At 71.5% G+C, this 19308-nt stretch carries 25 protein-coding genes and 2 pseudogenes; 10 read left to right on the forward strand and 17 right to left on the reverse strand.

The annotated features are described in order from the left end of the window. Positions 1 to 187 precede the first annotated feature (187 nt). Positions 188 to 502 carry a DUF1330 domain-containing protein gene (locus tag ACLJPL_RS08010; RefSeq protein WP_411079986.1) on the forward strand — a complete coding sequence of 105 codons (315 nt, stop codon included), beginning with the start codon at positions 188 to 190 and terminating at the stop codon, positions 500 to 502. A 464-nt stretch (positions 503 to 966) separates the two neighbouring features. Here the strand turns inward: ACLJPL_RS08010 and ACLJPL_RS08015 are convergent, their stop codons facing one another. The 3 genes from ACLJPL_RS08015 to ACLJPL_RS08025 are packed head-to-tail and all read right to left on the reverse strand — an operon-like array spanning position 967 to position 2262. After that, positions 967 to 1188, reverse strand: coding sequence for a DUF397 domain-containing protein (locus tag ACLJPL_RS08015; protein WP_411079987.1), 222 nt, complete (start codon positions 1186 to 1188; stop codon positions 967 to 969). Positions 1189 to 1228: 40 nt separating this feature from the next. Further along, complete coding sequence (locus ACLJPL_RS08020; protein ID WP_411079988.1) at positions 1229 to 1429, reverse strand: DUF397 domain-containing protein; 201 nt, start codon at positions 1427 to 1429, stop codon at positions 1229 to 1231. Beyond that, entirely contained in the window at positions 1426 to 2262 is an 837-nt protein-coding gene (locus ACLJPL_RS08025) for a helix-turn-helix domain-containing protein (RefSeq protein ID WP_411079989.1), read from the reverse strand. The genes ACLJPL_RS08020 and ACLJPL_RS08025 overlap by 4 nt, the downstream gene beginning before the upstream one ends. A gap of 106 nt (positions 2263 to 2368) precedes the next feature. On the opposite strand from ACLJPL_RS08025, the gene ACLJPL_RS08030 reads away from it, so the two are divergent. From ACLJPL_RS08030 to ACLJPL_RS08045, 4 genes and pseudogenes are all read left to right on the forward strand, one after another. Continuing rightward, positions 2369 to 2644: a hypothetical protein gene (locus ACLJPL_RS08030; protein ID WP_411079990.1), complete on the forward strand. Its 276-nt coding sequence runs from the start codon at positions 2369 to 2371 to the stop codon at positions 2642 to 2644. Continuing rightward, positions 2641 to 2979 carry a hypothetical protein gene (locus tag ACLJPL_RS08035; RefSeq protein ID WP_411079991.1) on the forward strand — a complete coding sequence of 113 codons (339 nt, stop codon included), beginning with the start codon at positions 2641 to 2643 and terminating at the stop codon, positions 2977 to 2979. Before ACLJPL_RS08030 ends, ACLJPL_RS08035 begins: the two co-directional genes overlap by 4 nt. Positions 2980 to 2987: 8 nt before the next feature. Next, a pseudogene (locus ACLJPL_RS08040) lies at positions 2988 to 3368 on the forward strand (hypothetical protein); the annotation flags it as partial. Positions 3369 to 3494: 126 nt separating this feature from the next. Continuing rightward, on the forward strand, positions 3495 to 4028 hold the full coding sequence (locus ACLJPL_RS08045; RefSeq protein WP_411079992.1) for a hypothetical protein: 534 nt from the start codon (positions 3495 to 3497) through the stop codon (positions 4026 to 4028). A gap of 89 nt (positions 4029 to 4117) precedes the next feature. Here ACLJPL_RS08045 and ACLJPL_RS08050 read toward each other — a convergent pair whose 3' ends face one another. The 3 genes from ACLJPL_RS08050 to ACLJPL_RS08060 form a co-directional block, all read right to left on the reverse strand. Beyond that, the gene (locus ACLJPL_RS08050; RefSeq protein WP_411079993.1) at positions 4118 to 4663 is read right to left on the reverse strand and encodes a hypothetical protein; all 546 of its coding nucleotides are present in this window, start codon (positions 4661 to 4663) and stop codon (positions 4118 to 4120) included. 170 nt (positions 4664 to 4833) lie between these two features. Further along, on the reverse strand, positions 4834 to 5181 hold the full coding sequence (locus ACLJPL_RS08055) for a VOC family protein (RefSeq protein ID WP_411079994.1): 348 nt from the start codon (positions 5179 to 5181) through the stop codon (positions 4834 to 4836). Positions 5182 to 5483: 302 nt separating this feature from the next. Beyond that, complete coding sequence (locus ACLJPL_RS08060) at positions 5484 to 6281, reverse strand: SDR family oxidoreductase (protein WP_411079995.1); 798 nt, start codon at positions 6279 to 6281, stop codon at positions 5484 to 5486. A gap of 59 nt (positions 6282 to 6340) precedes the next feature. On the opposite strand from ACLJPL_RS08060, the gene ACLJPL_RS08065 reads away from it, so the two are divergent. Further along, positions 6341 to 6721 (forward strand): MerR family transcriptional regulator, encoded by a 381-nt coding sequence (locus ACLJPL_RS08065; RefSeq protein WP_411079996.1) that lies wholly within the window; start codon positions 6341 to 6343, stop codon positions 6719 to 6721. 56 nt (positions 6722 to 6777) lie between these two features. Here ACLJPL_RS08065 and ACLJPL_RS08070 read toward each other — a convergent pair whose 3' ends face one another. From ACLJPL_RS08070 to ACLJPL_RS08090, 5 genes and pseudogenes are all read right to left on the reverse strand, one after another. Continuing rightward, positions 6778 to 7557, reverse strand: a complete 780-nt coding sequence (locus ACLJPL_RS08070; RefSeq protein WP_411079997.1) for a class I SAM-dependent methyltransferase — start codon at positions 7555 to 7557, stop codon at positions 6778 to 6780. Positions 7558 to 7622: 65 nt separating this feature from the next. After that, positions 7623 to 8273 carry a M15 family metallopeptidase gene (locus ACLJPL_RS08075; protein WP_411079998.1) on the reverse strand — a complete coding sequence of 217 codons (651 nt, stop codon included), beginning with the start codon at positions 8271 to 8273 and terminating at the stop codon, positions 7623 to 7625. A gap of 152 nt (positions 8274 to 8425) precedes the next feature. Continuing rightward, positions 8426 to 9145 carry an SGNH/GDSL hydrolase family protein gene (locus ACLJPL_RS08080; protein WP_411079999.1) on the reverse strand — a complete coding sequence of 240 codons (720 nt, stop codon included), beginning with the start codon at positions 9143 to 9145 and terminating at the stop codon, positions 8426 to 8428. Further along, positions 9142 to 9663, reverse strand: a complete 522-nt coding sequence (locus ACLJPL_RS08085; protein WP_411080000.1) for a cupin domain-containing protein — start codon at positions 9661 to 9663, stop codon at positions 9142 to 9144. The genes ACLJPL_RS08080 and ACLJPL_RS08085 overlap by 4 nt, the downstream gene beginning before the upstream one ends. A 185-nt stretch (positions 9664 to 9848) precedes the next feature. After that, positions 9849 to 10682: pseudogene (locus tag ACLJPL_RS08090) on the reverse strand (helix-turn-helix domain-containing protein); the annotation flags it as partial. Positions 10683 to 10874: 192 nt separating this feature from the next. Between ACLJPL_RS08090 and ACLJPL_RS08095 the strand changes: the two are divergent. Beyond that, a complete protein-coding gene (locus ACLJPL_RS08095; RefSeq protein WP_411080001.1) occupies positions 10875 to 11873 on the forward strand; it encodes a hypothetical protein in 999 nt (332 codons plus the stop codon). A gap of 17 nt (positions 11874 to 11890) precedes the next feature. On the opposite strand, the gene ACLJPL_RS08100 is transcribed toward ACLJPL_RS08095, so the two are convergent. Beyond that, the gene (locus tag ACLJPL_RS08100; RefSeq protein WP_411080002.1) at positions 11891 to 12346 is read right to left on the reverse strand and encodes a VOC family protein; all 456 of its coding nucleotides are present in this window, start codon (positions 12344 to 12346) and stop codon (positions 11891 to 11893) included. Between the two features lie 121 nt (positions 12347 to 12467). Here ACLJPL_RS08100 and ACLJPL_RS08105 point away from each other — a divergent pair, with 121 nt between their 5' ends. Together ACLJPL_RS08105 and ACLJPL_RS08110 are read left to right on the forward strand one after the other, a co-directional pair. Next, a complete protein-coding gene (locus tag ACLJPL_RS08105; protein ID WP_411080049.1) occupies positions 12468 to 13046 on the forward strand; it encodes a CGNR zinc finger domain-containing protein in 579 nt (192 codons plus the stop codon). Positions 13047 to 13072: 26 nt separating this feature from the next. Then, positions 13073 to 13462: an SRPBCC family protein gene (locus ACLJPL_RS08110; protein WP_411080003.1), complete on the forward strand. Its 390-nt coding sequence runs from the start codon at positions 13073 to 13075 to the stop codon at positions 13460 to 13462. 32 nt (positions 13463 to 13494) lie between these two features. Here the strand turns inward: ACLJPL_RS08110 and ACLJPL_RS08115 are convergent, their stop codons facing one another. The 4 genes from ACLJPL_RS08115 to ACLJPL_RS08130 all read right to left on the reverse strand — a co-directional run bounded on the left by ACLJPL_RS08115 (position 13495) and on the right by ACLJPL_RS08130 (position 17893). After that, positions 13495 to 13986 carry a hypothetical protein gene (locus ACLJPL_RS08115; protein WP_411080004.1) on the reverse strand — a complete coding sequence of 164 codons (492 nt, stop codon included), beginning with the start codon at positions 13984 to 13986 and terminating at the stop codon, positions 13495 to 13497. Positions 13987 to 14004: 18 nt separating this feature from the next. Beyond that, positions 14005 to 15765, reverse strand: coding sequence for an FAD-dependent monooxygenase (locus tag ACLJPL_RS08120; protein WP_411080005.1), 1761 nt, complete (start codon positions 15763 to 15765; stop codon positions 14005 to 14007). 67 nt (positions 15766 to 15832) lie between these two features. Continuing rightward, complete coding sequence (gene rarD / locus ACLJPL_RS08125; protein ID WP_411080006.1) at positions 15833 to 16894, reverse strand: EamA family transporter RarD; 1062 nt, start codon at positions 16892 to 16894, stop codon at positions 15833 to 15835. A gap of 129 nt (positions 16895 to 17023) precedes the next feature. Continuing rightward, positions 17024 to 17893 (reverse strand): SDR family oxidoreductase, encoded by an 870-nt coding sequence (locus ACLJPL_RS08130; protein ID WP_411080007.1) that lies wholly within the window; start codon positions 17891 to 17893, stop codon positions 17024 to 17026. Positions 17894 to 18166: 273 nt separating this feature from the next. Here ACLJPL_RS08130 and ACLJPL_RS08135 point away from each other — a divergent pair, with 273 nt between their 5' ends. After that, positions 18167 to 18502 (forward strand): winged helix-turn-helix transcriptional regulator, encoded by a 336-nt coding sequence (locus ACLJPL_RS08135; RefSeq protein WP_411080008.1) that lies wholly within the window; start codon positions 18167 to 18169, stop codon positions 18500 to 18502. Positions 18503 to 18574: 72 nt separating this feature from the next. Here the strand turns inward: ACLJPL_RS08135 and ACLJPL_RS08140 are convergent. Continuing rightward, on the reverse strand, positions 18575 to 19308 hold a 734-nt coding region (locus tag ACLJPL_RS08140; RefSeq protein WP_411080009.1), incomplete at its 5' end, for a thiamine pyrophosphate-dependent enzyme.

A 19308-nucleotide genomic window follows, 5' to 3' on the forward strand; every position in this document is an offset into this window, starting at 1 on the left:
CCACGTCAACGACCCGGTCAGGGAGTAGTCACATGATCGGCCGGGCAAGTCCCAAACGCTTCACGGCAGGGGGCGGACACTCCTCTTCTGCCCGGCGGCGGCGCCCTCGCTGCCGAGCAGGGCAGCGAGGGCCAATAGTCTCTACCGTGACGTCAGTACACGCCGTGCCCAACGAACGGGGAATCCCATGCCCGCTTATGTCATTGTCAACGTCGATGTGCTCGACGAGGAGGTTGGACTGGCCTACGCACCTGTGGCTCAGATGTCCATCCTCGCCTACGGCGGCCGTTACCTGGTCGCGGGCTCCACGCCCAAGCCCGTCGAAGGCACCTGGGACTCCTCCCGGTTCATGGTCATCGAGTTTCCCGACATGGACCGGATCCGGGAGTGGTACGACTCTCCCGAGTACCGGCAGGCCCGTGAGATACGAGAGGGCAAGGCTCAGGTGGGGATGCTGTTCGTGGATGGTGTGCCGCCTGAGGGCTTCTCCCTCCCGGCCTAGCTAGCTGTGCTGTTGGTGCGGTGACCAAAGAAGGTTGCCGGGAAAAGCTCGCGGCGTCCGACGCGTCGCACCGGACGCCCAGGGTTGATTCGCCAAGATCGACCGGACAGGGCCTAGGGCGCCGAGGGCCAGGGCGACTCTGGCGTCAGTGCGCCCAAGGCAGACGAACCGCCTCGATTCCGGAGTCGTTCAGCAACGCGTCGATGAGGGCCGGGGGTCCGGCGACCTCGGTGGCCCACAGGTCGTAGTCGGCCCGCACGCGCACGGAGGCCGTCGAAGTCGATCGCGCCGAGCACCAGTGGAGTTCCGCCGCCGGAAGCCGGAAGCCGGAAGCCGGAAGCCGGAAGCCGGAAGCCGGAAGCGGGCAGCCGGAAGCGGGCAGCCAGAAACCGGACGCGGGTCGCCGAAGCCCCACCGTGCGTGCACGGTGGGGCTGTTGGGTGGGGCGGTCCGATCCGGGCCGGTCAGATGGTGCCGAGCTCACCGGACCGGATGCCCGCGACGAAGGTGGTGAACGCGTCGGCGGGGAGGGTGAGGGCCGGGCCGCTCGTGTTCTTGGAGTCGCGGACGGGGACCACACCGTGCGGGGCGGCGAGGTTGGTGGCGACCTCGACGCACTGGCCGCCGTTGTCGCTGTACGAGGACGTGAACCAGTGCGGGGTCTCGAACTCGGTCTCGGTCGTCACGGGGTTCCCTCTCGTGGCTCGCCGGTTGTCGCTGCGGGTGTTACAGCTCCCCGGCCTTGATACCCATCACGAACGAGGAGAACGCGTCGGCCGCGACGTTGAGGGCCGGGTCGCTCGTGTTCTTGGAGTCGCGGACGGGGACCACGCCGTGCGGGGCGGCCAGGTTGGTGGCGACCTCGACGCACGCGCCGCCGTTTTCGCTGTACGAGGACGTGAACCAGCGGGGAGTCTCGGTTGTCACAGGGTGCCCTTTCGCAACTGCCAGATGATGTCCACGGAAGCCGCCTGGGAAGGGGCCGCCGCCTGCATCTGATGGTAGGCCGTCAGCAGCGGTAGGACGACGGTACTTTCCCGTTCGAGATAGCCCTGTTGTGCCGACTCGGCGTACGACATCACCGCGCGGTCGGGCATGGTCAGGATGTAGAGCGGGAGGCTGAACGGGCGGTGCTCGCCCATGGTGAACGGGATCACCTGGAGCACCGTGTTGGGCTGGTCGGCGAACTCGAGGAGGCGGTCGAACTGCGCCCTCATGAGGGCGGGGCTGCCGACCGGCCGCCGGAGGCAGCTCTCGTCCAGCAGCGCGAAGACCAACGGCGGGTTGCTCCGGATGAGCGCTGCCTGCCGCTCCGCGACGACAGTGATCAGCTCCTGTGCCTGTTCCGGGGTGATTCCCGTGCGCTTGGCACGGCTCTCCGCCAGCACCGTCGCGTACTCCGGCGTCTGGAGCAGTCCCGGGATGACACCGACTTCGTACAGCCGGATTTCCGAGGCCCGCTTTTCGAGGCCGAGGAACTCCGGGAAGCCCTCCAGTAGATTCCCGTTCCTGATCTCGCCCCACTCGCGCTCGAACGATTCAGTGCTCCCGACCAAGTTGAAGGCCCGATCCGCCCTGCGCGAGAATCGAAGAGTCGGCATCTTGCGACCAGTTTCCACGGCGGAGACGTGCGTACCGGAGTACCTCATCCGTACGCCCAGCTCTTCCTGCTTCCAGCCCCTGGCCTCCCGTAGTTCGCGGATGCGTGCCCCATAGGCCGCACTGGGACTGCTTTCGGGGTTCAGTTCCTTGACGTTCAACGGCCTTCCACCGACCTTCCGTTCGCGTCCAACAGGTTGAGGACGTGCCAACGGTAGGACACTCTGAATCGCCCCGGTAGTCGTTTGGCTACAGAGAGGAGCGAAAGTGTTCGGTGAGAATGTCAGTCCGAATTCCCCTTCCCCTGAACCTCCGGATCCCCGGCGCACTCCGGACCCCGGCACCCTCGTGGTGGACACCAGTCGCGGTGACCGCGTAGGGGAGTTCCGTGGGGTCGCCGGCTTCTACTGGTCGCTCCGCCCCGTGGGCGGCGGGATCGAGTGGGAGGTCGAACCCCGTTACGTACGCCTTGCGTTGCCCATAGAGCAGCTTCGGGCCCGGATGGCGCGGATGAACCGGCGCAGCCGGGGGGAAGTGCTGTGAGGACCCGCACGGCGTCGAATCCCTGGACCGGCCTGCCGTTTCGGGTCGCCTTCGCTCTCGCTCTGGGGGCCGTGGAGGTCTGGCTGCGGCTGTGGTTCCCCCGGCTCATGCAGGCCCTCACCCCGCGTGCCGCTGCCGAACGCGACGTGCCCTGCGCCGAGTTGCAGCGTATCGAGTCGGACCCCGCCTACCGGGCCTTGTTCTTCGCGGAGTTGGGCGCGGCGATCACGGACCGGGACGCGGAGCGCGAGGCGATGGTGCACGCCGTCGAGGCGGCGGCGGCCCGGCTGCGGAGCCTGGTCGTCCCGCCGGACAGCGGCGGGCGCGGCGCGTGAGGGGCGTGATGAGGGGCGTGGGTTACGTCGCCGAGAGCCACGGCGGCGACGGGCTGAGGTCGATCCGGCTCGGCGGCGCCACCGTGCCGTCCCGCCGGCTCGCGCTCCGTTGGCTCCGGCGGCAGGCCCGGCGGCTGGCGGACGCGCTGGACCCGGACCCGTACGACTCCTGCATACCGCCCCTCGCGCTGCGGCCCGTCCCGGCGTCCGGCAGCCGCCACGACGCACCGACCGAACTCCGGGTGTGGGCCGACAGCGTGCGTGAACACGACTACCTGCTGGGGCGGCTCGCGGACGGGCTGCCGTACGAGTTCGTGGCCCGCGACGCGACCGCCTGGTACGGGCTCGTCGCCCGGCCCCTGGTCGTCCCGGGACGCGTGACCGGGCCGGTCGGTCCGCCCGGTCCGCCCCGGCCGCCCGGGCCGACCTCTGCTTTTCCTTCCACCACCCGACGCCACCACCACCGAGGATGAATCGACGTGTTGCAGTGCACCGCTTACGTGACAGTTCCCGAGATGGCCATGCACGTCGTGCTGACGGCCATGAACGCCGAACCCGGCGATGCGTCCGGCCTGCCCGAACTGGACCACTTCCTGTTGTGCGAGCTCGGTGAGCACGACGAGCGGACCGGGAAGCCGGGGCAGACCGGGCAGAGCGAACCGACCGAGCACGCCGCGCAGCTCTGGGCGGCCGAGATGCCCGCCGCGCGGGACCTGTGGATGTTCTGGACCGACACCGGCACGCACCACAAGTTCCGGTTCGCCGAGCTGGCCCCGTGCCCCGCCGTCATTCACCGGCTGACCGTGGGGGAGAGGGAGGCGTGCGTCCTGTTCGACCGGCACCCCGCCGCCCACTCCTGGGACGTGACGGACCCGCTCGCGGACCTGATGGCGGAGCGGGTCAGGCAGGAGGTGCGGCGCGACCGGGGGCCGGACGACCCGGGGGGCGACCAGGACGACCCGGGCGGCGGCCCGGATGAGCCGGACGGGGGTCCGGATGGCCCGGGCGGCGGTCCGGATGACTCGGGCGGGCGGGTCGGCGCGGGCTGAGTGACGTACCGGCAGGATCTGGGAGGCGGCGGGCCGACCGGCTCTACGCACCCCGTGCGTCGAACGCCCGGACCGCCCTCAGGCGACCCTCAGGAGAGGAAGCCGTACGTGGCGTGAGCAGCCCCGAAGCCGGCGAGCGCGCCGACGACGTTGCCCGCGAGGAACAGGGCGTTCTGGGGGAACGACAGGCTGCGCGAGGCCGGATCGGAGCCCGCCGCCGAGATGCGGTCGGCGCGCATGAGCCAGAACGCTCCCCGTATGCCGATCGTGCGCACGGTCCACAGCACTACGGCCCCGGCGGCGGTCACGCACAGGGCGGCTCCGGCCACCTTCCAGAGGCCGGGGCTGTCACCTCGCAGTAGCTGGGAGAGCGCGACGAGCGGCACGCTCAGCATCACGACTCTGTACAACTCGTGCCCGCGCCGTTCGGGGCCGTAGACATCGTTGTTGCAGAGGCTCAACGCGAGCGTCAGGAGCGGGGTGAGAAAGACCAGGACGGCGATCCTCCAGCCCGTTCCGGCTGAACACTGCGGACCGCCGTACCTGGTGCCGCACGTGCCGCCTTCGAAGAGACCGGCGAGTGAGTACCACCAGAAGAAGGCCAGGCAGGCGATGGCGGCGGTGATCAACGCCATCGTGAGGTAGGAGAAGGCGGTCGGGCCGGTTCTCTCGGATGGTGCGGGCGAGCTCGACGGCATCGTGCGGTATCCCCCCGGAAGGCGGTGTGGAGGGCTGACGCTAGCGGCGCTCCCTGTCGGCTGTCGCGTCGGCCCCCTCCCCGCAACACCCTGTGCGGGAAGGGCCGTCAGCGGTGGCCCAGTACGTTGACCACCTGGCCGTTCGGGTCGCGGACGAAGAACCGCCGTACGCCCCACTCCTCGTCCTGCAAGGGGTGGACGATCTCCGCTCCGCTCTCCCGCACGGCCGCGTAGGCGGCGTCCACGTCCTCCACCTCGATGCTCAGGTCGGGGGTGACGGGCGCGGTCTTGTCGCTGCTCATGACGCTGATCTGCGCCGCCGGAGCGGTGGGGGAGGCGAGCGTCATGATCCAGCCGTGGTTCATGACCTCCTCGAAGCCCAGCAGCCCGTAGAACTCCCGGCTCTCCTCGGCGGCTTCGGACTGGATGTTGGGCACGACACGACGTACGGCCATCGACGACTCCAAGAAGGACGAGCTTGTCTCTGTGGTCTCCCCAGCAGTACTACGTCACGTCCGGCCGTCGTCGCACGCGCTTTCGCGAGTCGGCCAATGGGTGTCCCGTAAGTGATCTCAGGGTGCTCACGGGGCAGTTTCGCGCGCCAGTGCGTGGCTGGAACCCGTCCTTTCGGCTCTTCGGCTCTTGGGCTCCTGGGCTCTTCGGCTCGGCGGCGGCGGCCGTGGCGGGGCGGTCACCCCGTTCCCCTGCGAGCGGCTCGGCCGGTCGCAGGGGAACGCCGCCTACCGGGCGGAGGCGGTCATGCGCCGAGGCCCTGGCCGAACCCGCCGTCCACGGTCAGCTCCACGCCGGTGGTGAAGGTGGCCTCGGCGGCCAGGTACAGGGCGGCGGCGGCCACCTCCTCCACGGTGCCCCCTCGGCCCATCGGCGTGGAGGCGTTGCCCTGTTCGATGAACTCGACGCGCTGCTCGTCGGTCAGTTCGGCGACGCCCATGGTGGGGGTGAGGATGAAGCCCGGGGCGATCGCATTGACGCGGATCTTGCGGGGCAGCAGCTCGGCGGCGAGCACCTTGCTGAAGGCGGTGACGGCCTCCTTGGCCGCGGAGTAGGCGCTGAGACCGGGGAAGATCTGGTCGTTGGAGACGGTGGTGAACACGATCGAACCGCCCTCGGACACCAGCGGGGCCAGTCGCTGGACGGTGAAGAAGGCGCCCTTGGTGTTCACGTCGAAGATGCGGTCCCACGATTCCTCGGTGACCTCTTCGAGCGTCTGGAACTCGGCGATGCCCTGGTTGACGAACAGGTAGTCGATGCCGCCGATCCGGTCCGCGACCTGATCGTGCAGGGCGGCGATGGCGTCGGCGTCAGTGGCGTCGGAGCGCACCGGGTGGGCCAGCGGGGTGTTGAGCGCCGCCTGGGCCTCGGCGAGTCGCTGGTCGCTGCGCCCGGTGTACACCACTTCGGCGCCGCGGTCGGTCAGGGCCTGGACGATGGCCCGGCCCATGCCGATGGTGCCGCCGGTGACGACGGCCCGCTTGCCTGCCAGGGCCTTCGGATCGATGGTCGAGCGCTGCTGGGTGCTGTGATTCGTTGTCATGACGGTTAAGCTAAAGCTTCACGTTGACGTCAGAGTCAAACTTCTGTGTCGGGAGTCACATGTTCATCGGTGAGCTGTCGAGGCGGAGCGGAGTCAGCACCAGGGGCCTGCGGTACTACGAGGAGCAGGGGTTGCTGCGACCGCAGCGGCGGGCCAGCGGCTACCGCGAGTTCGAGGAGGCCGATGTGGCCGCCGTGCGCCGGATCCGGATTCTGCTCGCGGCCGGGCTGAACACCGAGCTGATCCGGGAAGTGCTGCCCTGCATGGCTGACGAGGGAGCCATCCTCGCGCCGACCTGCGAGGAAATGGCCCAGGACCTCAAGCGTGAACGCGAGCGCATGGGCCACTCCATCGAACAGCTCCAGGCCGCCCACGCCATGCTCGGCTCGATCATCCACGCGGGCGAAGTGGCCACCGCCGGTGCCGGGCACGTCCGATAGGGGACGGGGCCCGGGCCCGGTCCGCATCCAGGGCGGCCGGCGTCCGAGGTGCGGTGCTACTCCTCGGAGCTCCGACGCGCGAGATGCACGGTGACGTCGGCGAAGAGCCCGACCCGCTCGGGCAGGACGCGCGTGATCCGGTCGAACACCTGCTCCTGCTCCCGGTCCGGCAGGAGGAGATAGGCGGACACGGTCGAGAGATGACCGACGTAATCGTCGGCGCTCATCGTCAAGCGCCGCTCGATCACCGATTGCTGGACGTCGGTGAACCACGTGGATCGTTGAAGCTCCGTACCCGGCCATTGCATGTGCTGCTCCGGCGGAGTTCCATCCGGCGACGGCACCTCATCGCTGTCCAGGAACGGCGCCCGGGCCGCGCGCACCGCTTCCTCGACGGCCGGGTCGGCGAGCCGGATCGGCCCGCCGAAGGAGGCGAACACGCCACCGGGCTCCAGCAGCGCGGCCACCCGTGGCCACCTGCCCTCCGGGTTCGTCCAGTGCAGCGCCGCCGCCGCGTAGACCAGCCCGTACGTCGTCCCGCCGGGCCGCAGGTCCTCGAACGCGGCCTGGACTGTGCTGACGGTCCCGGCGTTCGCCGGCAGGTGTCTGCGCAACTCGACGAGCATGGCCGCGTCGGGCTCGGTCGCGGTGACGCTGACTCCCTGCCGGGCGAAGAGGCGGGTCGCCTTGCCCGTCCCCGCGCCGATCTCCAGGGCGGTGCGGACCGGCCGCCCCGCGTACGCCGTCACTCTGTCGTAGAGCTCCGTGGAGTAGCCGGGGCGGAAGCGTTCGTACGCTGCGGCTCTTGCTCCGAAACTGAGTGCGCGATCGGACATGGCGACCATGCTGACACGATCGGTGCCCGCGGTTACCCGCCAGAGGGCGGGGTCAGGTGGCGCGGTCAGACCTCCTTCGGGCCGTAGAGGGCCGTGGCCTTCCCCGTGACCAGCGCCCAGTACCGGTCGCCGTAGGACCAGTGCCACCATTCGGTCGGGTAGTTCACGAGGCCCGCGGCGGTGAGTACGGAGCCCAGCAGCTCCCGGTTGGCGCGGGCCTCCTCGCTGATGTCGAGAGCGTGGGTGTAGCAGGCGCCCGCGCTCTCCTCCGGGTCCGCGTTCATCCGTGTGCCCAGGTCCAGTTCGCGCCCGTCGGCGTTAGCCAGGGTGAGGTCGACGGCCGCGCCGGCGCTGTGCGGGGCGATGTCGGGCGGCGACACATAGCGGCTCGCCGCCGAGTGGACCTGGTCGGCGTGCCACTCGGGGTGGTCGGCGCGGAGCTGACCGGCGTACTCCTCGAAGTACGTCCGCTGGAGCGAGGGCGGCCGGTACCCCTCGACGTACAGCAGGCGCAGGCCGCGCGGAAGCATCGCCTGCGCCTCCAGCAGCCGGTCCAGCACGCCGACCCGCAGATACGCGAAGGCGTCCGCCGGGTCCTGTTTGCGTACGTCGACCAGCAACGAACCACCGTGCCGGACGTCCACGAGCTCTTCGCCGCATTCGGTGACGGGTATCGCGGCGACCTCGGGGGCCGACATCAGAACGATCTCATCCATGAGGCGATCCTCTCGCAGCCCCGACCCGGCGGAGAAGCGGTGCCCGGCGGCCCCCGCACGGCGGAGGTGCCGTGCAGGGACCCCGCACAGCACCGGCTACGCGCAGGGCCCCGCACAGCACCGGCTACGCGCAGGGCCCCGCACGGCACCGGCTACGTGCTCCGGACCGGCAGGCAGGTGTCGATGACCTCGGCGACGAGCGCGGCGCCGCGGCTGTTCTGGTGGATGTGGTCGGTCGTGAGCACGAGCCCTCGCCGCCGCGAGACCGTATCGAGGCTGCGGCGCAGCACGGCGTGCCGGACGAAGGCGCCGATGCCCGCCGCGAGTGTCGGCTCCCGGTACGGGATCGGCGGCGCGTCCGCTTGGCGTAGTACCTCCAACTGGCGTTCGTGGAGCGGGAGGTAGGCCGCCCCGTGGGTGGTGGCGACCTCGGAGATCAGGCTGCTGTACGTCTGCGACGCCCGCGCCGCCGCTCCGTCGAGCTGCTGGCCGAGGACCGGGAGCGACAGCAGATTGATCGGTGCGTCGGTCTTCGTCCGCAACCGTTCGACGACGGCTCCCAGGCACTGCTGGAACCAGCCGGCCGATGGGCGCTGGGGGAGTCGTTTGCGCTTCATGGCCTGCTCGACGGGATAGCCGGCGAGGCTCGCCCGGGCGTCGTTGGTCCCGATCAGTACGGTGATCACATCGGGCGGATCCGCGACGACGGCATCGAGGCGTCCCAGGAGGTTGTGGGCGAAGTCGCCGTTCGCGCAGAAGCGGGCGAGCCGCAGGTCGCCGGGAGGGTGGCGGCGTTCGAGAAGGTCCAGGTAGTCGACGCTGAGCTGCGCGCGGGTGAGGCTGTCGCCGAGGCACGCGACGTGCGTCGTCACGGCGCTTGCCGACCGGGCGTGCCGGCGTGCTCGGACGTGTCGCCATGCTCGGGCGAACCGCCTTGCCCGGTCGGGTGGGCGTGCCCGGTCGGGCTGTCGTCGGTCCGGGGGCGGTGGTCGGTGCCGAGGCCGGGGGTGACGGTCAGGATGGACGCCGGCCCCGCCATGTCGACCGCGTGCCATGCCCCGGCCGGGTTGACGGTGGCCTCGCCCGGCCCGAGCACGACGCGATCGGTCGTCCCGTCCACGTCGCGGGTGACCGTCACCGAACCGCTGAGGCAGACGACCAGTTCGTCGCCGGCGGGGTGGCGCTCCCAGTGGTCGCCCGGGCCGTCGCCGTCCAAGATCGCCACCAGCCGGCCCTCGGCGCCGTCCGCCGCGACCGCGGCGCTGTACGCCTGAAGCACCTCCGGGTCCCAGGCGAAGCCCTCGACGGGCTTGGCTCTCGACTCCAGCCCGAGGTGCACGGGGGTCGTCCGCAGGTCGATGGGGTTGCGTTCGTTGTTGACGAGTCTCATGCCGACGATCGTCACAGGACGGCGGCCGGGCGGTCTTGAAGGAAAGGGAACGGAAGGCGAGGTCGGGAGCGGGGGCGGGGGCGGCAGGTCGGTGACTACCTGGCCCCGGCCCCGGCCCTGGCCCCGGCCCTGGCTTCGGTCTCGGCCGCGATCTCGGTCCCGGCCGCCCCCGCCCCCGCCCCGGCCCCGACCCCGAGGAGGACTTCGCCGCGACGCCAGACGGTCGGCGTCCGGCCCGTGAACTCGCGCCAGTCCCGGACAAGATGGGCCTGGTCGGCGTAGCCGGAGACGGTCGCCACATCGGTCCACGGGAGCGGGTCGTGCGCCGCCGCCAGTTCGTGCGCGTGCTCGAAGCGCAGCACCCGGGCGAAGGTCTTCGGCGACAGGCCCACCTCACCGCGAAACCGCTCGGTGAGGTACCGGCGACTCCAGCCCAGCTCTGCGGCGACCGCCCCGACCTGGACGCGGCCCCGCGCGGCGACGAGGCGACGCCATGCCTCGGCCACCTCGGGGCGCACCCGGGGCTCGCGGTCGCCGCCCGCGCCGCGGCCGACCGCTCGCAGGAGCAGCTCATCCAGCGCGGCGAACCGCGCGGCCCAGGTCGTCGCCGCACGGAGCCGGTCGACCAGCTCGACGCCGAGCGCTCCGAGGAGTTCGTCGAGCGGGACCAGTCGGTGGGCGAGCGCGGCGGCGGGCATGCCGTAGACGGCCCGAGCCCCGAGCGGTGTCAGCGAGACCAGCACGCCCTGTTGGCGTCCGTCGTGGTGGATCGCGACGGACCGGCACATCGGACCGCCGGCCACGCTGCCGAATCGGGTGACCGGCGACCCGTCGTCGACGCCCGCCGCCACCTCCAGAGGGTCGGACAGGCTGATCACCGCGGTGAGCAGGCGGCCGGGCGGGCCGCAGTGCACCCCGGCCGGGAACGCACGCAGGTCGAAACCGACGTACGAGCCGACGTACCGCCGCAGGGCGGGTGCCGGACGTGCCTCGATCCCGGTAGCCGTACGGTTCTCCACCCTCGTCAGTGTACGAACCGGCGAGGATGGAGAACCGGACGGCCCGGGCCGGGGCCGGCCGTCACCGCCTGCGGGCTCGGGCCGGGGCTGTGTGACGGGCGCTGTGGGAGAGTTGGGGGAAGGGCGGGGCTTCGGCCTCGGGGGTGTGAACGCCTGCGAGCGGGCGGGTTGTTCGGCCGAAGGGGGGCCTTCATGAGCAGGGAAGTCGAGCGGAAGCAGGGGGACGGCGGGCGCGGCGGGATCTTCGCGTGGTCCGGCAAGGTCCCGGCGCGGATGGCGATCGGCTACGGTGCGGCCGCGGGCACCTGCACGGTGGGCGTCCTGACACTTTCGCTCTGGGTCGCGGGCGGGATGTCCCTGGGGCTGGTCCTCTTCTGGGTACTGCTCATGGGGGTCGGGCCCGGGCTGGCGGGGCTGCTCTTCAGCATGCCGGTGGAGAAGCGCCGGGCGGGGCGGGCCATCGGTATGGGCCTGGCGTCGGTGGCGGGGCAGTTGCTGTGGGCGGCCCCGTTCACGGTGCTCATCGGCCTCGTGGTGTCGAAGTCGGCGTACGGCGTGCCGCTCCTCGTCTGGCTGCTCAACAGCGGGTACAGCGCTTTCTGGGCGTCGTACGTCAGCGGGGAGCCGCACACGCGTGCCGCTGCCCGGCGCGGCCGGCCCGCCGCGCGTCCGACCGGAGCCGCCGCTCCGGCCCCCGCCTCCGAACCTGCCCGACGGGACGGGCTCCCGGCCGCGTCCCGGCCGGCCCGGTCACCTCGATCGGCGGAGGAAGAAGAGGCCATCACGGAGTTCGGCGAACTGCTCCAGGCGCACCCCTTCGACGCGACCCTGCCGGGCGTGGACTACGTACAGAGGGCGGACTACTCGCAGGCGCTGAACGCGTACAACCGTGCCAAGGCGGCCCACCGGGGTGACGTGCTGGACGTGCTCGCCGAAGGACGGACGGCGCTCGGCCGACTGGACGCCCGGATGGGGCTGGACACCGTGCAGTCCGGGGCCGGTTGCTTCTTCGACCCCCGCCACGGCCCGGCGGTCACCAGCGTCGAGTACACGCCGAGCGGAGGCGCCTCGCGGCGCGTCGAGGTGTGCCGCGCCGATGCCGTACGACTGGCCGACGAACGGGGTGGACGGGGTGGACGGGGTGGACAGCGGAGGGGCGGCGGGAACATCCGCCGCGCCTCCGGCTGGTAAGTGCAGCTCTACGTCGTCTAGTTGACGCAGAACTCGTTGCCCTCGGGGTCTTCGAGCACAAGCCAGCTCCCGCCCTGTTCGTCGACCGCGTGGAGCACGCGCGCGCCCAGGCCCACCAGGCGTTCCGCCTCCGTGTCGCGCTGCCCCGGCCCCGTATGCACATCGATGTGGAGGCGGTTTTTCCCCGTCTTCGGCTCCGGCACCCGCTGGAACAGCAGCCGCCGCCCCAGTCCCGTGCCGCTGGTCTCGTCGTACGGATCCTCCGGATGCCGCGCCGCCGCGAGATCGCGCCAGGCCCGGCGGCCGTGGGCCTCGGTGGTGATGGCCTCGGGTACGGCTCCGGCGGCGAGCAACTGCTCGACCAGGGTGCTGTTGTCCTCCACGAGGTATCCCAGGGCTTCTGCCCAGAATCCGGCCTGGGCGTGCGGGTCGGCGCTGTCGATCACGAGCTTCCAGGAGAGTGTGCGTGTCATGGAAACCGTTTATAGTGGTTACATGAGTGGACGTGCAAGAGACGCGCCGGAAGCGCGGACGCGGGCGCGGGCGGAGCTGCGGGCGCGGTCGGAGTCGGAGTCGCGGGCGGGGTCGCAGGGGATGGTTCTGCGCCACCCGGACGGCAGTTCGTTCCGGTTCGATCCGGGCGCGCTCTGCCTGGAGTTGCTGCCGACCGGCGGGCCGGGCCCGCTCGCGTACTTCGAGGTGCTGCACGGGCCGGAGGACCTGGTGCGCTGGGCGGGTGAGAGCCGCCTGCCCGCCGGACTCGTACCGACCGTGAGCCCGGCCGAGGTGGCGGACGCCCGGGCGCTGCGCGATGCGCTGTGGCGGCTGGCCGAGGCCCATGTGGCCGGGCTGCCGCCCGGGCCGGACGACCTCGCCACCCTGAACGACGCGGCGGCGCACCCGCCCCTGACGGCCCGGCTGACCGGGGAGGGGGCGCGGGAGTGGGCGCCGGGTGCGACCGGGACCGGGCTGCTCTCCACCGTCGCCCGCGACGCCGTCGACCTGCTCACCGGGGCGTACGCCCACCGGGTCCGTACGTGCGGCGCGGACGACTGCCGCTTGCTGTTCGTCGACACCTCGCGGCCCGGGAAGCGGCGGTGGTGCTCGATGGAGCGGTGCGGAAACCGCCACAAGGTCCGGGCCCACCGCGCCCGGCTGACCACTGATCAGTGACTGCCGACGACTGAAGGGGCCTCATCATGCCGACCGGACTCACTCAGGACGCGGGCTGGGAGATCGGTGTCTCCCGGACGATCCACCGGCCTCCGCACGCCGTGTGGGAGTTCGTCACCGCACCGGAGGGCATCGCGCTCTGGCTCGGCGTCGACGGCCCGCTCCCCACGGAGAAGGGCGCTCCCTACCGTACGGCGGACGGCATCGAGGGGGAGATCCGCAGCTACCGCCCGGGAGACCGGATCCGCCTCACCCACGGCCTGTCCACGGTTCAGGTCGCCGTGACGTCCGGCAGCTCCGAGGACCGGGCGGTGCTGCGCTTCCACCAGGAGCGGCTGGCGAGCGCCGGGGAGCGCGAGGAACGCCGCGCGCACTGGAAGGGCGTGCTGGACCGGGTGGCGGCCGAGCTGACCTGAGGAAGCCCGCCGCCCCGCATTGAGGCCGTAATTCAGGCCGTACGGGGGAGGCAGGTCGAGCACGTGTGCTCGTCCAGCGCCGCCAGCAGCCGTACGGCGGAGGTCCGTACGGCGGAGTCCCGCACGGCCTGCTGCGGGGAGGTCGCGGAAGTGCGGGAAGCGGTGGCCAGGCGGGCGGCCGTGGGGCGGCCCGCCGCCACCGCTTCGTGCGCGGCGCGCGTCCACTCGGGGTGGAGCGCGTGCCCGGAGGTCAGGATGGTGCCGAGCAGTTCCAGCACGCCCGCCCGGTCCTTGACCGTCTCCGTCGCCACCAGCTCCCACAGGAACGGCACCGCCGCCACGGTCGAGTCGAAGACGGCCGGTTCGCCGATCCACTGCCCCAGATCGCTCAGGGCCTCCTCAGCGGTCGGCCCGTCGCCCCAGGCGATCCGCGACAGCGTGCCGGGAACCTGCGACGCGGAGCCGTAGGCATGCCGCAGTTCGTGCCACCGCACGTGTCTCATCCCGCCCAGGACAGTCCCCATCCGGGCACTCAATCAGCCTTACCGCACGGCGTCCACCGTCCCGACTGCCCCGAGCGACGGCCGCAGGTCCGAACGCAGGTCCGGCCGCAGATACTGACGCAGATACTTCTGTACGGAGTCGGGGGCGTCGGCCGGGACCACGGTCCCCACGTGGTGGTCGGGCCGGATGACGACGACCGTGCCCGCGCTCGCCCCCGCACCGACGACTGCCGGGGCGTCGACCCCGTACGCCGCTGCCGCGTGCCCCCGGTCGTCGACCACCGATCCGGGCTCCGCCGCACGGTGGTCCTCGTCCGCCGCGTACACCCGGCAGATGCGGAGTGCGGTGCTCCCGTACGCGGCTGACGCCTCGCGCAGGACCGCCGCGCTCGCGGGCCCGAAGCCGAGGAGGGTGGTGTGCGGGCCCGCGAAGGCGGCGTACAGGTGTGTCGACTCGCCGGTCGCGGCGTCCCGGCAGGGGGCGTCCGGTGCCCGGTCCCCGGCGCGCGGCCCGGCGGCGCTCGACGCGTCGGCTTCGGCGGTGGCCTCGGCGGTGTCGGTGTCGGTGGCGGGGGCTTCGGCGGCTCGGTCTTCGGTGGGCGCGGGGCCTCCGGCGGCCAGGTCGGCGGCGGCCAGGGAGCTCCACCGGTAGCCGACGCCGAGCCCGGTCGTGTCGGGGGTCATCGCCGCGTCCAGGCCGCCGCCGGGCCTGCGGATCGCCTCCAGGGTGACCCGGAGCCGTTCGGAGGTCAGGTCGAGCGTCCGGGCGGCGACCGGCAGCCGCTCCTCCTCGTAGGTGTCCAGCAGCCCGGCGTCCGCGTGCCCGGCGAGCACCTGCCCCAGCTTCCAGCCCAGGTTGAACGCGTCCTGGATGCCCGTGTTCATCCCGAGCCCGCCCGCGATGGCGTGCACATGGGCGGCGTCCCCCGCGAGGAAGACCCGGCCCACCCGGTAGCGGTCCGCCATGCGCACGTTCACCCGGTACGTCGACAGCAGCTCCGCCCGGGTCAGGTGGCTGCCCGCCAGACCGGTGTGCCGGGTGAGCAGCCGCCGGAAGCCGTCGACGGAGGGCGCGAGCGGCCGGCCCTCGGGGTCCCGCTCGGGCGCGGCCTGGAACCACCACCCCGTCCGCGTACCGGGAATGGGGCAGAGCATCACCGCGCCGTCCTCGTCGAACCACTGGTGCCACCGGTCGCGGCCCAGGTCCTCGTGGTCCAGCTCCACATCGCCGCAGACCATCACCTGGTCCTCGGCGGTCGTCCCCTCGAAGGCGATCCGGAGCATCTTCCGTACGGGGCTGTGGCCGCCGTCGCACCCGACGACGTACCGCGCGCGTTCCGCCGGGCCCCGGCGGAACGTCACGGTGACGCCCTCCCCGGCCTCCTCCTCCGCCAGCCCCACGACCTCACGGCCCAGCTCGACGTGGACGCCGTGACCGGCCAGCCGGCCGCGCAGGATCTCCTCCAGCCGCCACTGGGCGACGAGCCACGGCCGGCGGTAGACCGCGTCGGGCGTCGGGCCGGAGTCCGCCCACGGGTCGGCGTCGCCGAACGGGCGGTGGTCGCGGTACGTGCGCATGGTCAGCGGCGGCGAACCGGCGGCCAGCACGTCGTCGACGACCCCGAGGTCGGCCAGGATCTCCAGCGACCGGGGGTTGGGGCCCTTGGAGCGCGAGGTGCGGGGGTGGGCGGGGGACTTGTCCACGATCCGTACGGCCACGCCGCGCCTGGCCAGATCGCAGGCCAGGGTGAGGCCGGTGGGGCCCGCGCCCACGATGAGTACGTCGATTACGTCGGTCACTGCTGTTGCTCCTCGGTCACGGTTCCGGTGGAGCCACCAGGAAATCGTAACCGAGTAATAAAAGCAACTAGGTAACCTTTTGTTGGGTCGATGTCTCCGGGGTCACGGTCCCTGTGGATGTGGATGTGGATGTGGGTGTGGGTGCGGGTGCGGGTGCGGACGTGGGTGTGGAGGCGGGGGTCGAGGTGGGCGCGGGGGCCGCTGCCGCCGTCGCCAGCAGTTCCACCGCCAGGGCCCGGTTGCGCCGGGCGGTGCGCAGTGCGTCCCAGGTCAGCAGCGACAGGGCCAGCCAGACCAGCGCGAACCCGGCCCACCGCTCGGGCGGCATCTCCTCGTGGAAGTAGAGGATGCCCAGCACGAACTGGAAGACCGGGGCCAGGTACTGGAGCAGCCCCAGGGTGGACAGCGGCACCCGGATCGCCGCCGCGCCGAAGCAGACCAGCGGCACCGCCGTGACGATGCCGGTGGCGGCGAGCAGCGCCCCGTGGCCGAGCCCCGCGTTCCCGGCGGTGAACGTCGACGCGCCGGTGGCCGTGAGCCAGAGCAGGAAGCCGAGCGCGGGCAGGAACAGGACGGCGGTCTCGGCGGCCAGCGACTCCAGGCCGCCCATGTCGACCTTCTTCTTCACCAGGCCGTACGTGGCGAAGGAGAACGCCAGCACCAGGGAGATCCACGGCGGCTGCCCGTACCCGATCGCGAGGACCAGGACGGCGGCCAGGCCGGTGGCGACCGCGGCCCACTGGACCGGTCGCAGCCGCTCGCCGAGGAGCAGGACGCCCATGGCGATGGTGACCAGCGGATTGATGAAGTAGCCGAGCGACGCCTCGACGACGTGGCCGCTGTTCACGGCCCAGATGTACAGGCCCCAGTTGACCGAGATGGTCGCCGCCGCCACGGCTATGAGCCCCAGCTTGCGCGGGTCGCGGGCGAGTTCGCCGACCCAGGCCCAGCGCCGCACCACGAGCAGGGCGATCCCGACGACGCCGAGCGACCAGACCATCCGGTGGGCGAGGATCTCGACGGCCCCGGACGGCTTCAGCAGCGGCCAGAAGAGGGGGACGATGCCCCACATCCCGTACGCGCCGATGCCGTACAGCAGGCCGGCCCGCTGTTCGTTCTTCCCCTTCACGGGCCCTCCCGGACTACCAGCCAGCGTCGGCGGGTCTGCCGACGGGATGACGGTAGCGCCGGAAGGGCGTCATGTCATAGCCGTCTCAGGAAAACACTCATGACATGGGTGGGTGGACGGCTGCGGAGGTCACGCGGAGGGGGCGGCGGCGACGGCGGCGCGTACCGTCGTGGCGAGCGGTGTGGTCGGGCGGCCGATCAGCCGGGCCAGGTCACCGCTGGTCCCCGCGAGCAGCCCGCGCTTGATGGCCTCGTCCACGTCGGTGAGGATCGCGGCGAACCCCTCGGGCAGGCCCGCGCCGACCAGGACCTCCTGGTGCACGGCCGCCGGGACGTCCTTGTACGCGATCTCCTTGCCGGTCTCCTCGGACAGCAGGGCCGCGTACTCCGCGAGCGACCAGGCGGTGTCGCCGCTCAGCTCGTAGACCTGGCCGAGGTGGCCCTCGCCGGTCACCGCGGCCGCTGCCGCCGCGGCGTAGTCGGCGCGGGAGGCGGAGGCGATCCGGCCCTCGCCCGCGTTGGCGACGACCGCGCCGTGTGCCAGGACGGGGGCGAGGTTGGTGGTGTAGTTCTCCGTGTACCAGCCGTTGCGCAGGAAGGTGTGCGGCAGCCCGGAGGTGAGGATGGCCTGCTCGGTGGCCTTGTGCTCGTCGGCCAGCACGAAGTCCGCGTCCGGCCCGCCCAGGATGCCGGTGTACGCGAGCTGTGCCACGCCCGCCGCCTTGGCCGCCTCGACGAGCGCGGTGTGCTGGGCGACGCGCTTGCCCACCTCGCTGCCGGAGATCAGCAGGACCCGGTCGCCGGCGCGGAAGGTCTCGGCGAGGGTCTCGGGGTGGTCGTAGTCCGCGATACGGAGCTCGACGCCCCGAGCGGCGAACGCGGCGGCCTTCTCCTTGTTCCGGGCGACCGCGACGATCTCGCCGGCCGGGACCGTGGCCAGCAGTTCGTCGATGACGAGGCGGCCGAGTTCTCCGGTGGCTCCGGTGACGACGATGCTCATGGGGGGCTCCTGCTGTCGGTGATTGCTTTCCCGGTCGAGCGTAGGGTGAGCGCTAACTAATGGAAAGTACCCACTTTGAAGTAAGGTACTGGCATGGGAGTGAGTGAAAGCGCTACGGGGACGGGCCGGAGCTCGGGCCGGAGCTCGGGTCGGACCTCGGATCCGCGTTCGGGCCCGCGTTCGGGCTCGCGTTCGAGTCCGCGTTCGGGTCCGCGTTCGGGGCCGAGCGGCCTGGAAGGTCTGCCGAAGCCCGTCCAGAACGTCAACGAGCCGATGTGCCCGTCCCGTCTGGTCCTGGAACATGTCACGAGTCGCTGGGGCGTTCTCGTCCTGGCGGCCCTGCTGGAACGCTCGTACCGCTTCAGCGAGCTGCGTCGCACGATCGGCGGGGTCAGCGAGAAGATGCTCGCCCAGACCCTCCAGACCCTGGAGCGCGACGGCTTCGTCCACCGGGACGCGAAACCGGTGATCCCGCCCCGGGTGGACTACTCGCTCACCCCGCTCGGCACCGAGGCCGCCGAACAGGTGTGGGCGCTCGCCCGCTGGACCGAACGCCAGGTGGACGCGGTGCAGGCGGCGCGCGAGGCGTACGACGAGGCCCGGGCCTGATCCACCTGGCCGGGAGATCGGGGCCGGGCCTCCTTCGGGGTCGGGGTCGTCCGCCGATGTGGCCGGGGGGTCTCAGCCGACGACGGTCCAGGTGTCGTTCCCGGCGAGGAGTGCGCCGAGGTCGCCTTTGCCGTGGTGTTGGATGGCGGTGTCCATTTGGTTGGTCATGAGGGTGTCGTAGACGGGGCGTTGGGTGTTGCGGAGGACTCCGATGGGGGTGTGGTGGAGGGTGTCGGGGTCGGTGAGGCGGGTGAGGGCGAAGGCGGTGGTGGGGGATTGGTCGTGGGCGTCGTGGATGAGGATGTGGGGGCGGTTGGTGTCGGTGACGGTGACGACTTGCAGGTGTCCGGTGGCGGGGTCGCGGATGACGCCTTTGGTGTTGTCGGCGCCGAAGAGGATGGGTTGTCCGTGTTCGAGGCGGATGACGGCTTCGGTGGCTTGTTCCTTGTCCTTGAGGGCTTCGAAGGCGCCGTCGTTGAAGATGTTGCAGTTCTGGTAGATCTCCACCAGGGCTGTGCCGGGGTGTTCGGCGGCCGCGCGCAGGACACCGGTGAGGTGTTTGCGGTCGGAGTCGATCGTGCGGGCCACGAAGGTCGCTTCGGCGCCGATGGCCAGGGAGAGGGGGTTGAAGGGGGCGTCGAGCGATCCCATCGGGGTGGACTTGGTGATCTTCCCGATCTCGGAGGTGGGGCTGTACTGGCCCTTGGTCAGTCCGTAGATCCGGTTGTTGAAGAGGAGGATCTTGAGGTTGACGTTGCGGCGCAGGGCGTGGATGAGGTGGTTGCCGCCGATGGAGAGTGCGTCGC

This window comes from Streptomyces sp. cmx-18-6, assembly GCF_046548915.1.
Lineage (GTDB): Bacteria > Actinomycetota > Actinomycetes > Streptomycetales > Streptomycetaceae > Streptomyces.